We start from the raw sequence: 17,260 nt of genomic DNA, 5'->3' as shown, positions 1-17,260 counted from the left end.
AAGAGAAGAAATGTTTGATTAACCATTTTTGCCATTCAATCGAAAAACTGGCTATTGCTTACCAAAACCTATAATTTGAAAAAAATCATTACAAAAGTCATAGTCCCAATTTTCAGTACTACTGTCATTTTTAATAGCCAAAATATCCTTATAAGCTCATTTTTAATCATAATCTCTTAATGAAGAGATAGTGATTTTAAGTATAATGAACCTTTTATAAAAAGAAAAGAGCAAACAAAAATACATAAATATATGTATATTCATTTCACTCTGAAAACTTTTCCACTTTTATTATTGCACAAAGCATCCCATTATTCAATGCTTTAAGCCATTATATATTGACGTATCCAAATTCTTATAAGATAAAGAAGCTCAGTTTTGAAATGGAATTGAGCTTCTTGTAGATGAATTTATCAATTTTTAGATGACTTCATTGATTTTAAATATCGCTTTCTTAAATATAAACTTCCTAATCCTGTTATTACAAACAAAAGAGCATATCCTAAAAAGTTGAAAGTATCAGCAGTTTCTACACTATCATTCTGAGATTTTTCTGGTAATTTATTTTCTATATTATCCAATTTTTGCCACTTTGCATATAAGTCAATATTGCCTATACGTTGACTTATTTGTGTTATTGCTTGACCTTCAAATTTTTGATTATTATACCACCCTATAAATTTATAACCTTTTTTAGTTGGAGTTTTTAAATGTATTTGATCTTCTACTGTAAAGCGTTCAGTCGTTACGACACTTCCATCATAATAATTTATTGCATATTGAATTGCTGATAATGATGGTACAAGAACAATATCCTGTGTGATAGGACTTGATGATTCAAATAGATCATGACTACCTTTTATTTTCCAACCATCAAATTGATAACCAGTTCTACTATCATTTGGCCATTTCTCATCGATTTCTTCTTTGAAACTTGAACCAGCTGATATCTTAAATTCTTTTATTTGCTTATTAAAGAATTCAAATCGAATTATATATACACGGACCAATTGATTATATGCTGTTGTCAATTCAGTTAATGTATCATTAATCACTTGTTGATTATCACTTGAAGCAACAGTATCTTTTGCTTTATTTAACGCTTTTATAAAAGCTTCATAGCTTGATTTTGTATATTGTTGACTTGATATATTTTCTTTTTCTATTTTAGATATTTTCTTTTCTAAGTCAGCTTTATTGACAACTGCTTTATATTCTCCAATGATTTGAAAACCATTAATAATCATCTGAGTTATATCTAAATTTTCACATTCTATACGATATTCTCCATTAACCCCATAATAAGCAAACAATATATGAGGATTTGTCATTGAGCGCTTATTTGTAAGTCTTGTATCTATCGTTTCTGTCTTTAAAACTTCTTCTTTTTGATTCTTTATAGTATATAAAGTGACTTTAATTAATCCTGTCTGAGCAGTTTGACCTACTGATAATTCTATACCATCACCATAAAATGCAAAAGATAATTTCGCACCTTTTTCATTTGTAACTAAAGCATTATTTTCTAATGTAAACTTTCCTTCTTGCTTAATATTAACATGATCACTTGGTACTGTTGTACTTTCTTTAAGTAACATAGCTTCTTTAGCAGTTTTAAGAGTAATAACCATATCATCTAATTGGCTTTGTGTTGTTGCTGAAATTAATAAATTTTTTGCATGAACCAATTGAGTGATGAAATCTGATTTATATTGATTGTCTTGATATTGATTGAAATTGATTTTTTGATATTCATTTATCAGTTCCATCAAAGCAGTCTTCTCCAATGTTTCAATATTTGCACGTTCTACATGTATATAGTCAATAATTGCATTAGTATCACGATTCGTTGCAATTGAATTTTTTTGGCCTGTATTTATAATATCTAAACGATAGTTTCCATTATCCTCTTGTTTCCAATGAAACAATAATTCTTTATCTTTTTTTGTTTCACTATAACAATCTATATCTTCTGATATAATTTGTTCTTCCCTATTATCTTTCAGGTCAGTAATAACAAATCTTACTGTTCCAGTTCCAACTGCCTTTCTTCCATAAACAGAAACTTCATTTCCATTAATCATGAGACTTAGTTTTTCATCAGTTGCTCCTGACTTTAAAGCAGTTCCTTTATCCAAAGTCTCCTCATTTATTTCTACCCAATTACCAGTACGATTAATAGCACTGTCTTCAGCATCAAAACGAATTTGGATTAACTGTTTTTTAGCTTGACTTAGTGAGTCTACCATTTTATCTATTTGATTTTGAGTTAAATTGTTTTTCTTTAGTAACTCAATTGCTTCATTCAATTGCTTTTTAAACACATCTTGTTTATCTAAAATAAAATCATTTAAGTTTAAACTTTGACAATTATGAATTAAATTTTCTAAAGTTTTTGTATGTAAAGGTTCTTCATTGACTTGAGGTTCATGCCCTTCTTCGACTATCAGTGTCGTCGTTGCTGTAACTGTATTTCCATTATAAGTTGCACTCGCAGTCACTTTGTATTGTCCAGGCTGTGTAACTGTTAAAATATGATCTTTAACTTGACCACCATTATTAATAGAATATTGAACTGGGATTGTTACATCTTGAGGATAACAAGTATCCATATAAGTATGCGCATTCATAGCAATGCTTGCATCACTTTTCCCAAAAGGAATCGTTAATAATGTTGGTTTTTCAATAACTATTCCTACAACTTTATCATTTTGACACCCTGGTTGCATATCACTACCTGAAGCAACCTCACTTGTTAATGACATAAAATTTGATGCTTTCCCATTTTCATTATTATAAACTTTAACAATATAATCTTTATTATCAGAACTTAATCCTTGTAAGTCATTAATAGTCACTACATCAGCAGATGCATTATAAGTATTATAATTCACTGTTTTCACTGGTGTAGACAAATTCCCTTTTTCAAACACATCAACTCGTACATTTCCTGCACCTGCTCCACGTTTGAATTTCATTGTCCCACCAGTTCCTGTAAATGGTATTTCAAGATAATTATTTAATTTTTTGGTATAAATAACTGGTTCATCATTAAAAGTTGTGTTCACCCACTTTGTATCTGCTTCTAATACGCTTTCTTGAATAACAACTGTTTGTAAAGTTCCATCACTGAAATAACGTTTAACATTATTATCATCAGCTTTCACTGTCTGTGCTTGTGGTATCTCCTTAACATTATGTCCTGGACCAGCAATTGCTCCAAGATTATAAGATGTTAATGGTTGACCAAGAATATCCTGTTGACCATTTCCAGAAACATTAATACTTTTATTGATATATGGTGAAGTTGTTTTCAATGCTATTTTAGAAAAAGCATTTTTCTGACTCAAGTTAAATAAAGAATTACCACCAACAAATTGGGGATCATCAGTATATTGATTATCATCTTGTGGTGCTATACAACCAATATAAGCATTGTTGTCAAATGTTGAATTTTTTCCAGGTTGAAAACATTGATTACGACCTGCTACAGTTGGATTTGTAAAATACCAGATATTATTATTATAATTAACTTCATCTCCTTCAAAAACTGCATGACAATCTTTATTAGAAATAAAAGTATTATTATATACTTTTGCACTTTCAAGTTTTGTCACATCTGTTTCTCCAACTGCAACAATTTGAGCATTATAATCTAAAAATGCTCCACTGTCATTGACTGATAAATTATAACGAATTGTATTATTGCGATTATATGATTTTTGACGAACATGTAACATATAACCACCACCATAATTATCATGTGTATAATTGTATTGAATCACTCCATCACGTGTCATATCATCTAAGTTAAAGGCCATACCATCTTTCCCATTTTGACCATTACAAACTTCATTATATTGAAAAATCATTCCATTAGCTCGATCACACCAAATACCACATCCATATCCTTCTAATGTGCTTTGGAAAGTATCAACTTTGTTGTGTTCAACAATAACTCCACTTGTATAAAGTGGGATAATTCCAGCTCTTGTGACATTATGAATATAATTATTTCTAATAATAACATTTGTATGTCTAAAATCTACATCATCTAAAGTTCCTTTAACATTTGTTGTGGTAATACCATTAGCTTGACAATTTTCAATTTTATTATTTTCAATTAATACATCATTAAACGTTGTGACTTTCTTTGTCGTATCTAATTCCTGTACAGCAACATTAAAATCATTAGGTGCCTCTGTTTCTCTTGCTGTATAAGTTACTAAATTAATACCACCAGTACGATGAGTTGTACGTGCTCCCCAAAATGTATTAGATGTGTTAGGATTAGATTGATCCCCTCCCACATAACCATCTAATGGACTTCCATCTGGATTTGTTGGAACAACTGGATAAATATCATCTTGACCATTATATCCTCTTACATCATGAATATCACAATTACGAATATATATATGATTAATTTGACCATAATCATACCCTTCTATTCTAATACCACTACGATCACGATTAACATTATCTCCAGTATTTTTAACATCAAGATTATTGATTTCAATATATTCTTGATTATACAAATAAACTGCTGCTCCTATTTGATCACCATTTTGACCAGTAAAAGCACCTTTCCAATTTTTAACTTGAGGCATAAAATAAGAACCATTTGCATCAATAATAGGTTTATTCCCTTCACCATACATATCAATAACAATTGGATATCCAGCACAACCTGAACCTTTTGGCCATAATGTTCCTGTAAATTGTGATCCTGCTTTAATAAGCACTTTATCTCCAGGCTGTAACATCAAATTATTGATATCTTCTAAACTATTAAAAGCATTCTCTTCACTGAGTCCATTACCATCATTCTTAGATATGTGAGAATCCAAGTAATATACTTTTCCATAAGTTTTCTCTTCACTTGCAAATACAATTCTAGGACTGATAAGTGAAAAAATCATAACAATAATTATAAAAATCTTAGACAATAATTTCATAATACTCTCCCTCTTTATCGAATTGAAAACATAAAAAGGCAAGAACTGTAAGTAAAAACTTACAAGCCTTGCCTAATTGAATAGTCACAATCCATCTTTTCATTATTATAACACGTCGATTAACAGAAAACAATAATTATTAAAAACAATAACGACAAATAGTGACAATGCTTTATAAAGAAAAGCTCATCATGAGATAAGATGATGAGTTTTCAATAACTAACATTTATATTTTCTTTTTTGTTCAAAAATAATATATGCTCCAGCAAGCAACATAATTCCTCCAATAAACGGTATATTTATATTATCACCTGTTTGAACAGAATCTTGAGTTTTCTCAATTAATTCTAATGCTATTGTTGCATTTTCAAATGCAACTTTCGCTTGAATATATGTTTGGCCATCAGTGTCATCTAGTGGCAAACTCATTAAGTAATGATAAGCATTTAAATATTTTTCATAAGATTCTTTTGTATATAAATTTGAATTTTTTAGGACAATAGCTTTTCTATATTCATCCATTGAAGTTGCTCTTTTCTGCAAGTTCAATAATGCTTTATTCAACTGATTGATCATTTGAGCCATCAATTGATTTGTTCCATTAATCATTAATTGATCAGTTTGTCCTAATAAAGTCTTTACTGTCTTCCAAGAAGTCAATGTATATAGATTTTCATCAAAAGATTGAACCTCTTTAATTTTATTCTTTAAAGCAACTGTTGATACCAACTCTGTTTTCGCTTTTAAAATAGCTTGTGCATAATCATAATCATAAGCACTATCATGTGGTTTTGATGCATCTGCAATCGCTTTAGTTAACTGAGTATATGAATCTGTTGTATAATGCTCTTTATTTAATGTTTTTGCTTCCTCGATAACTTCTTGTAGATTGACATTTGGCTTTAAAGTTAATTTAGATTTGGCAACATTAATCTTTTGAATAGCTGATTCAACTTGTGTCTTTGTTCCAGTCTCTAACAGTTGAGTTCCTTCATTAATAGCGTTCTTATAATCCTTAAATGTTTCTACAATATATAACTTTTCTGGATATGAATTAAACTCTTGAATTAAGTCTTTTAAGATTGTAATATCAGCCAATTGTTCTTCAACAGTTTTTAATGTTTGAATTAATTTTTCAATTTCATCTGGATGTACTCTTTCTTGTTGAGTTGTAGCATTTTGATCTTTAGTTATAGCATCTTGCAATGTTTTTATAGCCTCTTGATAAGCTTTATAACCTGCCTTTGAATAAGAGTTTTCATCATAAGATTTTAACTCAGATAATGTAAGTACAGCAATTTCCTGCTGATTTAAAGAATATACAAGATTATTCTTTGCCATTTTTAATTCATCTATTAATTGTGTTGCTTTTTCTATTGATAAATCTGCATCATTGACAACTAACTTAGCCTCACTTAAAGCATCATAATAGGCTTGATAAGTTGCTGCTGTATAGACTCCAGTATCATTGTCTACAGATTGCTTAATTAAATCTTTTAATTCTGTTCCAACATATTTAATCAATTTATTAGCAATCGCTGATTGAATGCCAGAAATAGCTGATTCTATTGAAGTCACAGAAGCATTTTCATTATCATAAATATTCTTTGCTGTTTGATAAGCCATCTCATATTTCTCTTGAGATGAATTTGTCCATGCTTGAGTATTTTCCTTGTTATCTAATAATGTTTTTAAATTCATTTTAGATGCTGTTGTATCCATCGCTGTATTCATCAAAATTACTTCTGCCAATTCAGGTATTTTGTCAAGCCATGTAACAGATACATTTTTAAATAAGTATCCATCTGGTAATTTGAACTCACTAATTGGCTGATTTAATGTTCCTAGTGTTATACTTTTTGTTGTAGGCGTTGTAGAGCGTCCTTTTGTAGTCACATAAACTTCAGCATTCACTTTAGCATTTGAAACTTCTCCAACTTGAACAAAACGAATTGATTTCATTTCATTTGGATTAGATACATGATAAATAAATGAACTATTTGGTTGTGAAGATTTAAAAGTCGTTGATAAATCATTATCCAGCATATGAGAAGGAATTTTACCTGGCTCTTCAATAGCATCAAGTGTAAAATCATGGTTAGATTCAGTTGTCACATATTCATTATTATTAATAACAATTTCATTAAAAGCAGCAAATCTATCTTTATATGGTGCTGTAAATCTCACTCTTAAATAACGTCCAACCGCTTTTGCACCATTTGCTAATATATTTTCTTTATACATATTTCCTGGATTCACACTATCATGTAAAAGTTCAGAGTATGTTTTTGCAGTTGTACTACTTCCCCCATCAGTATCCGCTCCTGTATTCTCTACTCTATCTCCAATTTCTAAAACTGGTGTCCATGATGAACCTGCAGGATCATTTGAAACTTCAAAAATAGCATCTCGTATATAATTTTGATCTGTTTCTTTAATATAATATCTCAATGATGAAATAGTTCTTTCTTGACCCAAGTCAAACGTTACATATCCATCTTGAGTTGGATATCCTGCAATACTTGCAGATGTTGATAATTTTCCATCAAAAATATTATATGAATTTTTAGCACGACGCATATCTCCATCACCATAGGCTGCATTGATTTGTATATTAGAATCATAGAAACCTGCTTTTTTAATACTAAATGTTTTCACTTCAAATTGATTAAATGTTATATTTTCATTTGAACTTCCTGTATTTACAATTCTTATATAACGTGCGTTTATAAGTTTTGCCAACTCAAAATTAGCACAGTCAATCCATTCAATACTATTCTTTGAAACCTGTAACTTTATATTTGAAGATAGTGCAATATCAGATGTCATACTTTCAATCATTCTAATATTAGGTAATTGAATACCAAAATATTCATTCACTCCTAATGTTAATGTTGCACCATTCAAACTATAAAGATCTTCTTCATAATTAGAGAGAATTGGACTGTTATCTTGATTTGTGTAAACATAATCTTTGATACCACTCTTTATCTCTTTCACTGTAAATTCTGAAAAATATAACCATTTTGTAATTCTTTCATCATTAACAATACGAATATAACGTGCTTGAATTCCACCTAAGTTTTCATCAATAACATCTTTTTGAGTCGAACTTGTATATGTATTCACTGTTGTCCAGTTTGTATTATCCACAGAGTATTCTAAATGATATTTTGTCCATTTATCACTAGAACCATTACCAACAACGATATGAGCACTTGCAAGAGAAGCAATTTTCCCTAAATCATAACCAATATAATCACCAACTTCACTTACATCATTTGTACGTCCTTCATCACCATTATTTGCTGGATCATAATAAGCAGCAGTATTATCATCACCATCATATAATTTACTATCATTATTACTTTCACTACCACCTGCACCATTTCTCCATGTTGGCGTCTTTATAACAGTATAAGAGAGTGGAGTAGTATCATTTGATGGGTCAAAAGCATAAACTGTTATTTCACCAACACGCCACCAAATCTTCTTATTAGCAGTATTTTGAATACGAATATAACGCATTTGTATTCCATTACCATTAAATGTTTGTCTTTGTTCAGTCGACAAATCAGTTAATTTTGTCCAATTTATTTTATCCTCACTATACTCAATAATTGCATTGCTTGGAACATCTGCTCCATTGCTTAATCCTTGAACAAAAGCAATTGACCCTACATTTTTACTTTCACCTAAATCAGCAATAATGGCTGCTCCAGCTTCAATATTATCAGCACCACTTGGATTTCTAAAAAATGTTTCTGTATTTTCATTTCCATCTGTCAAATTAGCAATATTTCCACCATTAGGAGCAATGACAATATTCTCCAATTCAACATTTGTAATTTCTAATTTTTCAGGTTCTTTATCAGGATTTCCTTCTGCCTTATTAATAGTTATTTCAGAAACTATTAGCCATGCATCAACAGCATTATCTTGAGTCGTTATTAAACGAATGCCCTTGGCAGTTAAAGATAATCCATCAACCTTAATTTCAGCAGGATTAGAAATATTTGTTGCAAAATCATAAATAGCTCCATCTAAATCTGTCCATGTTGTTCCATCTGTTGTATACTGCAATTTTGAATGTTCAAATTTATTTTTGCCACTACCAAGTAAAAATCTAATATCATGAATTTCAATAGCCTTATTAAATTCAACACCTACATATTGACCAGATTTAATCCACTGTTCATTTTGACTTGTTGTTGTATATTGAATATTCGTTGCATCATTTCCATCAAAAACATTATCTAAGCTTCCATTTGGAAAATCAGTACGATTTGTTATAAATGTCTGCCCAAAATAGTTTGGATCTGTAATCTCTTCCACTTTTTTATTTAAATAACTAGACATATCTTTAATTAATGGTGTGATATATTTTGATCCAACTAAAGCATATTCATCATTTGTATTCTTTGTAATAAAATGATGTTTTTGAGAATCTGCAAGAGCCTTTGAACCTTTTGTATTATATTCAATAATGGCATTACTATCATTATTTAAAGATGCCTTGATTCCCTCTAAATAAGAAATACCAGATTCCATTGTATCATCCCAACAGTTTAACCATGGTGCCATTTGTTCTCTTAAACGTTTGTTTCCTGAATTCTTATAATACGCAGCTGACTCTTTTAATTTTTGAAATTCTTGTATTAAAACATCGCATGTCTCAACTGTTACTGTATTATTTGTTAAAGATGATCTAAAACTATTTAATTGAGATTTTAAGTCTAATGATTCATCTAATCCCGTATTCTGAGCAATCATATGTTTAGAAATCTCACGCAAAGATTTTGATGATTTTGTATCTAATGCCGTATTATGATCTACATATTTAAAACTATCTGTCCAAGCTTGATCTGCTTCATTGGCTGATTGCCAAATATTCCATGAATAACAAGCATTACCAAATATTCCAACTTTACTTGGTTCAGAATGTTCCATTGGATTTAACATAATACCTTGAATTTTATCAGGACTTACACCTGGATTTAAAAATTCTTTATAGCCACCCATTATTAAACGATTTGTTGCATTATCTGAACATGGCCAGTTAATCCATAAGAATGGACCACGTCCAACATTATTTGTAAATGTGTTTGTGAAATTTGTATTCACTGTACCCCAAACTCCACCACCTGTCATAACCAGTTGAACATTATTAGGTGCTTTTTTTAGTTCTGTAAATTCTGCTCCAGAACCATCTCCCATATAATCATAAGGAATATATGGTAAAGTTGTTTTCATATCAGGATATTCTTTTTGAACATCATTCTTTAGCCAATCTGATATATCATTAATTAATTTTAAGCCATTGGCACCTCCAGGATTATGGAAATCATCTGCTAAGATTGCAATCTGCCTAACACCACAATCAATAACCTGTTTAAACTTTGCTTTCAATTTCGCTAATTCTTCATCATAATTATCAAAATTAAATGTTCTTGCCCATCCAAATGGATGAAGTGCATAGGCAAAACTACATTTTGATTCATTACCCGCTTTTGCAAGTGGTTTAATTAAATTATTAATTTCATCTTGAGTATATAAAATATCCCACTTATCTTTATGTTTTGGATCATCCTTTGGTGCATAAAAATATGTATTCATTTTATAATATCCACCAAATTTCATTAATTCCGCTCTATCCTCTACTGACCAAGGATTTCCATAGTATCCTTCAATAAATCCACGACTCACAACATCAGCATAATCTTCAACCGTAAAATGACGAATTGTACGACTTTCTAGTTGATTAAAGACATGATAAAGAGTTGTTAATCCATAGAATGCTGCATTTGTATCTTTACCAAGAATAATAATTGTTCCATCATTGACTTCTAAATAGTAAGAATCATTCTTATCAAATAAGTCATGAGAAACAGATTTATTATTTTGAACATATTGATCAACATATCCTCCTGAACCTTTTATTCCAACTAAAATATTTGTAACTTTTTCTGTTACTGATTCATCAGAATTATCAATTAGTGCAGATGATGTTGAAATAGATAATTTCTTAATATCAGTAACCTCTTTAAGTCTTGATTTTGTATATTTATCAATGCCATCTTCATAGACAACATTTACTTTATCTCTTAAAATAAAGTCACTATTTTGATACGTTATTGTGTGTGGTGTTGGATAAATTTCATATTCTGGCATTGCAGCATATACCGAACCAACATGAGAAAATAAACCAATCACCATAGCCATACTTGCTATAACAGCAAATACTTTTTTCTTGAATTGTCCCATTTTTTTCCTCCCTTTCAATTCACAGGACTGCTATTTTAGACAAAAAAAGACCTCAAAGGTCTACACTTGATCGTGTTTTCCTTTGAGGTCTTGCCTAATCGTATTAGTAACAATCCTTACGCCATTATGATAACCTTTCTAGCACTTCATTGTCAACAGTTTTTTCCATCTTTTGTAAATTGGAAAGTTATGTATTTTTACGAAGATGGATGCAAAGATATGTTTGTTCATCAGGCGACAAGTTATAATCATATCTGTCTTTTATGAGTTTCACAATTCTATTAATACATAATGCTAAACGTGGATCTTCTTTTAGCATATCTCGAATATTAGCTGTTGTATCTTCAAATTGATTGTTTCGATTTCTAAATATTCTTTCTCCAAGATATTTTAAATGAATAGATATTCTTGAATAAGCTAATGAATCTTCCTGTAATTCTATTTTCATTGTTTTCTGAATTAATTCCAAAACTTCTTTTGTAAGTGTTAAAATTTTAATAGCATTATTCGATTTATTTGATAAAGAAAAATTAACAAGATGTAAAGCAATATAACCAGCTTCATCTTCATCTAACATCACACCAGTTTTTTTAGCAATCAGTCTTAAAGCCCATTGTCCAACTTGATACTCATTATTATAAAGAGTACGTGTTTCTGAAAGGATAATATTAGGTAAATAAACACCTTCTTGTTTGCGTTTAACAGCAAATGCTAAGTGATCACCAATCGCAATAAAAATTTCTCCACTAAAACTTGTATCCAAAACAGTTTCAGCCTTTTGAACAATTTCTTCAGTTATTTCAAAATATATAATAGGGATACTTTTCAAAGAATCCTCAATTCTTTTCTTTTGTTCATCTTGAAAAACATATATTTTTTCAATTTTCTTTTCATCAACAATATCCCCTACTTTTCTTTGAAAACCAACTCCTGATCCTGTTAATATAACATCTTGTCGATTTTCATTCAAAGCCACTACACTGTTATTATTAAAGACTTTTAATATGATCATGCTTTTCTCCTTACCCTAAAATATCATTCATAGAATCCACAATGAAATCAACTTGTGTTCCCACAATAAGCTGCAAATGAGTATTACCAATCTTCACAATCCCACTCACACCTGTAGATAGAATTTTTTCTTCATCAACCAAAGATATATCATTAAGTTGGACTCTTAACCTTGTAATACAGCTCTTAATTAAAACAATATTTTCTCTACCCCCCAATGCTTCTACATAGATAATAGCAATATCATCATAATCATCAGTTTTTAAAACATCTTTATACTCATCTTTAGCAACCTGAAGTATTACCTCATCAGTTTCCCTACCCGGAGTCATTAAATTATATCGGATAATAATAAATCTAAAGAGTGAATAATAGATAATTCCACAAGCAATACCTAAAGGAATTAACATAAAAATATTTTGTGAAAATGGGGCTTTGATACTTAATAAATAATCAATAAGTCCTGCTGAAAATCCGAAACCTGCTATCCAATGCATAGAAGCAGCAATAAAAACAAAAATACCAGTTAAAATAGCATGAATAACATATAAAACAGGTGCTACAAACATAAATGCAAATTCTAACGGTTCTGTAACACCAGTTAAGAATGATGCAAATGCTGCTGAGAATAAAATAGTTCCTACTTGTTTCTTTCGATCAGGTCGCGCGCATCTATACATTGCTAGTGCTGCACCCGGTAAACCGAACATCATAATTGGAAAAAAGCCTGCTTGATACATTCCTGTTATTCCCAATACTCCTCCTGATATAGTTCCCCAAAACTTACCAATATCGTTGATTCCTGCCATATCAAACCAAAAAACAGAATTTAATGCATGATGTAAGCCAGTTGGAATAAGCAAACGATTATAAAAACCATATAATCCAGCTCCAAATGGACCTAATCCTGATATTGTCTCACCAAATTGAATAAACAAATTAAAGCATGTTGGCCAAACAATCAATAACAAAAGACCTAAAACTAACATTGTTAAACTACAAATAATAGGAACAAATCTTTTACCTCCAAAAAAAGAGAGGGCTGTGGGTAATTTTATTTTAGAGAATTTATTATAATGAAATGAACATATAAGTCCAACAAGAATACCTATAAAAGCATTTGAAGAATTCTCAAAAGCTATTGGAACTTGTTCTTCTGAGATATTCATAAATAATGAAACAGATTCAACTGAAAGCAAATGATTTAATAACACATATGATACAACAACACTAATAACAATCATTGGATCTTTTTCCTTAACCATCCCAATTCCAATTCCTACGGCAAATAAAATAGGAAGATTGTCTATAATGGCACTCCCTGATTCAATAAGAAATGCAGCAATAACATTATTTGAACCCCAGCCTATTGGATCAATCCAATAACCAATACCTTTTAAAATAGCTGCAATGGGCATCACTGAAACTGGTAACATTAATGATTTTCCTAATCGCTGCATATATCCCATCATTACTTATATCCATCCTTTACCTCATTTTAAAAATTCATAAATGTGTACGTTTTAAAACTTGCTAATAACTGCTAAAAAATGTAAAATATTGTAGAGGGAATATTCTTTTTGGTTTAAATATGGAAGTTTTTTAAACTACACTTTAACGAACTTTTCATGTTTTCTTATAATAATGCTCATGTTTTAATTATTGACATATTTTTAATTTACAAGTAGAATAGAAGTAGTAATGTGACTATTCAATTAGGCATTAGTTGTTTTTTTAAGCAACTAGTGCTTTTTTATATAAAAGAAAGGACTTTAAGAAATGAATTTTTTAGATAAACTCATACATAAAGATAATCATTCTATTTTAGCTGTAACTAATGGAAAAGTTCTGCATATTGAAAAAATACCTGATCATGCTTTCTCTAATCGTTTGATTGGAGATGGCTTAGCAATTGAAATTAACTCTCCCCATATTTATGCTCCTTGTACAGGAACCATTAATTCTATTGCTTCAACACGACATGCATTTACTATACTATTAGAAAATGGAGTTGAAATACTTGTTCATATTGGTCTCAACACATCAAAACCAAATGAACATGACTTTAATTATCATGTCAATGTAGGAGACCATATCACTCCTGACACACACATTCTGACACTGAGCCAACAATTTTTACATTCCCACCAATTTAAAGTTATCACACCTATTATCATATTAAATTCTCATGAGCATCCTATTAAAATAATGACAACATCTTCTTATACAAAGAAAGGAAAAACTCTTTTCACATATAAATAATTGAGAGTAAAAAGTTTCACTTTTTACTTTTTATTTTAAATATTATTGGAAAAAGGTTAGCGAAACTTGCCAACCTTAATCATATATAGTTATTACATATTATATTTTTTTATGTTTTTTACTCATAAAATAACCTAAAGCACCACTTATTATGAATAATCCAAACAAAGCTGTCACTTGTACTGAATCACCTGTTTGAGGTTGATTTGTTGATGGCTTATTTTGATTGTTTGATGTATCATTGATATTTGGTTTTGATGGATCGACTGGATTTGATGTTGATGCTTCAACTCCAAATTTGGCTGTTGCTTGTCCATCTGTAGATACAATTATTAATGTATGTTGTCCTTCTGATAATGTTTTTGTAAATTCAGGATGAAGAGTAATAATTGTACTTCCTTCTTTAACTGTATAATATTGACTGTCTAAAACCTTACCATCCAACAAGACTTCTTTAAACTTTTCGATAGATGCATTTGATCTAAAACTCACAGCTTCACCTGGTTGAACAGTTACTTCTTTACCGTCATTAATGATATATTTATCATCATTAGATTCTGGTGGTGTTACTGGTGGTTCAACATTTGGTTTCTTTTCTAATTGAGCAATAGCAGTATTTAAATTTTGAATAGCTGTTGCAACATCTTCTTTTGTAGCATCAGTTTTATTCATAATAGCTTGTGCTTTTTGAACTTCATTTTTTAGTAATGAAATACTGTCATCTGTATAAGTCTCTGATTGAATATAAGTTTCTGCTTTTTTCATAAGTTCTGATAAATTTGTTTTATCAGCTGAAACTAATTTTACACTTACAGTTGTAGAAGTGGTAAACCCATTTTGACTATAGTTAACTTTGAACTGATTTTGATATTGATTTAAAATTGTGTTTGGTTGTTCCCATGTCCAATTTTCTGGTAAACCAATTGTAGAAAGCGTTTCGCCATAAACACCAGTTAAAGTAAAGTCAGTTGGGAAGGTTCTTTCTTGAACAGTTAATTTCACTGTCTCTCTTGTATATTTACGAGGTGATACTGTTAAATCATCTGGTATAGCAGTATAGTATAATGTATATTCACCTGGATCAAGAATTGCTAATTTATCTTTATTAGCATCACTATTGATTACAAGATGAACACTTGAATTTCCTGCATCGTTATCAAAAAATGAATCATCATCAATAGAATAATCTACATGATATCCTTCAGATGCACTGACATTCGCTAATAAATCTGGAATATCACCCTGTTGCATTGTTATATTTTGAGTTCCATTTAATTTAGGAGCATTTGCATAATATTCTGCAGCATCTGCCTTTTGCTGATCAGTTTGTCCATAATAAACATAATCAACATCATAAGTTGTTCCTGCCAAATTTGTTCCTACTTCACCTGGCCAAGCACCACCCATTGCAAGGTTAAATTGAATATATTGTGGTTTGTCTAACGCATCAACAGCAGCTTGATCATCGCTATAATCTACAGTTCTGACGATTTGATCATCGACATACCATTCCATTTTGCCTTTTGTCCAATTCAATCCAAAAATGTGATAATCATCATTAAAGTTTCCAGAAGGAATAGTATATGCAGTTCCATTTCCAGCATATTTTCCATTATCGGCACTTCCACCTTCTACACTACTATAATGTAATGTTTGATAAACTGTTCTATTTCTAGCACTTCCATCTGATCCATCACCAATTAATTCCATAATATCAACTTCTCCACAACTAGGCCACCCATGTCCTTGTGCGTCATTAATGACACCATCCAATGTAAAATCAGATCCTAATGTCCAAAATGCTGGGAAAACACCTTTTCCTTTCGGTAATTTCGCTTTTGTTTCAAAACGTCCATACAAGTATTGTTTATTATCATGAGTACGAATACTTCCTGAATTGTAAATAACTTGTCTTCCACCAACATTATATTGAGACTCAACAGGTCTATCAGTTGCTTTAATTGTTAATTTTCCATCTTTGACATAAACATTTTCATCACTACGAACATAATGTTGCTGTTCTAAGCCACGGATATGACCTAATTCATAATCCCATTTTATTGTATCTAGAGATGTTCCATTGAAATCATCCCACCAAGTGATATCATAAGTTTCATCTGGTTCTTCTGCACCAACTTTTGTTAATGTAACATCATCTAGATATGCAGAAGAATTTTTCAAGGCTTCATTAGCATTTTCAGCCCATCTATCCATACCAACAATAAAGTTAGTCATATCACCACTATTAAACTCGATAATCGCTTCTTGCCATTCTGCAGTTGTTGAAACAATAGTATCTTGATCAACATTACTAGGATTATCTAATGTTCCACTTTTAATGACTAATGCTGCCGTTGAATCTTGGGCTGTACTGATAATTTTAATTTTTCCTTTAAGAATATAATCAGTATTTTTTTCAAGCGTTACAGCTTGCCAAATATGACCATTGGCATGACTATCAGTGTTTGGTTTGATTTTTCCAGAATAGTTTCCTTTAACATGACTATCACTACTAACCTCTGCACTGACCAAAGATGTCCAATTCGCTGTGCCCTTTTCAAAGTCTCCATTTTGAATTAAGCGATTACGCTGTAACTCAATAAGGTCATACTCTGGTCCCGTTAAAGCATGTACATCAGAGAGACTTGGAGTAGCTGTAACAACAGTTCCTGCAATTAATAATGATGTTAATATTAGTTTTGTTACTTTCCCTTTCATAATTTTCCTCCTCTTTAATTATGAATGGTATTGGCATTTTGTTTTTA

Annotated in this window: 6 protein-coding genes; 1 reads left to right on the top strand and 5 read right to left on the bottom strand. The window is 30.5% G+C overall.

The window, feature by feature from the left end:
• Nucleotides 1-413: 413 nt before the first annotated feature.
• The 4 genes from AC5M21_RS05945 to nagE form a co-directional block, all read right to left on the bottom strand.
• The gene (locus tag AC5M21_RS05945) at nucleotides 414-4,958 is read right to left on the bottom strand and encodes an InlB B-repeat-containing protein (RefSeq protein ID WP_017143924.1); all 4,545 of its coding nucleotides are present in this window, start codon (nucleotides 4,956-4,958) and stop codon (nucleotides 414-416) included.
• Between the two features lie 219 nt (nucleotides 4,959-5,177).
• Nucleotides 5,178-11,222: a beta-N-acetylglucosaminidase domain-containing protein gene (locus AC5M21_RS05940; protein WP_302280725.1), complete on the bottom strand. Its 6,045-nt coding sequence runs from the start codon at nucleotides 11,220-11,222 to the stop codon at nucleotides 5,178-5,180.
• Nucleotides 11,223-11,409: 187 nt separating this feature from the next.
• Nucleotides 11,410-12,234, bottom strand: coding sequence for a PRD domain-containing protein (locus tag AC5M21_RS05935; RefSeq protein WP_302280726.1), 825 nt, complete (start codon nucleotides 12,232-12,234; stop codon nucleotides 11,410-11,412).
• A gap of 10 nt (nucleotides 12,235-12,244) precedes the next feature.
• The gene (gene nagE, locus AC5M21_RS05930) at nucleotides 12,245-13,705 is read right to left on the bottom strand and encodes an N-acetylglucosamine-specific PTS transporter subunit IIBC (protein ID WP_302280727.1); all 1,461 of its coding nucleotides are present in this window, start codon (nucleotides 13,703-13,705) and stop codon (nucleotides 12,245-12,247) included.
• Nucleotides 13,706-14,012: 307 nt separating this feature from the next.
• Here nagE and AC5M21_RS05925 point away from each other — a divergent pair, with 307 nt between their 5' ends.
• Entirely contained in the window at nucleotides 14,013-14,495 is a 483-nt protein-coding gene (locus AC5M21_RS05925) for a PTS sugar transporter subunit IIA (protein WP_302280748.1), read from the top strand.
• A gap of 99 nt (nucleotides 14,496-14,594) precedes the next feature.
• Here the strand turns inward: AC5M21_RS05925 and AC5M21_RS05920 are convergent, their stop codons facing one another.
• Nucleotides 14,595-17,213 carry a family 16 glycosylhydrolase gene (locus AC5M21_RS05920; RefSeq protein ID WP_008787368.1) on the bottom strand — a complete coding sequence of 873 codons (2,619 nt, stop codon included), beginning with the start codon at nucleotides 17,211-17,213 and terminating at the stop codon, nucleotides 14,595-14,597.
• Nucleotides 17,214-17,260: the final 47 nt, after the last annotated feature.

Source organism: Coprobacillus sp. (genome assembly GCF_984815275.1).
The sequence above is the reverse complement of the archived record's forward strand: the minus strand, read 5'-3'. Positions and strand labels throughout refer to the sequence as shown.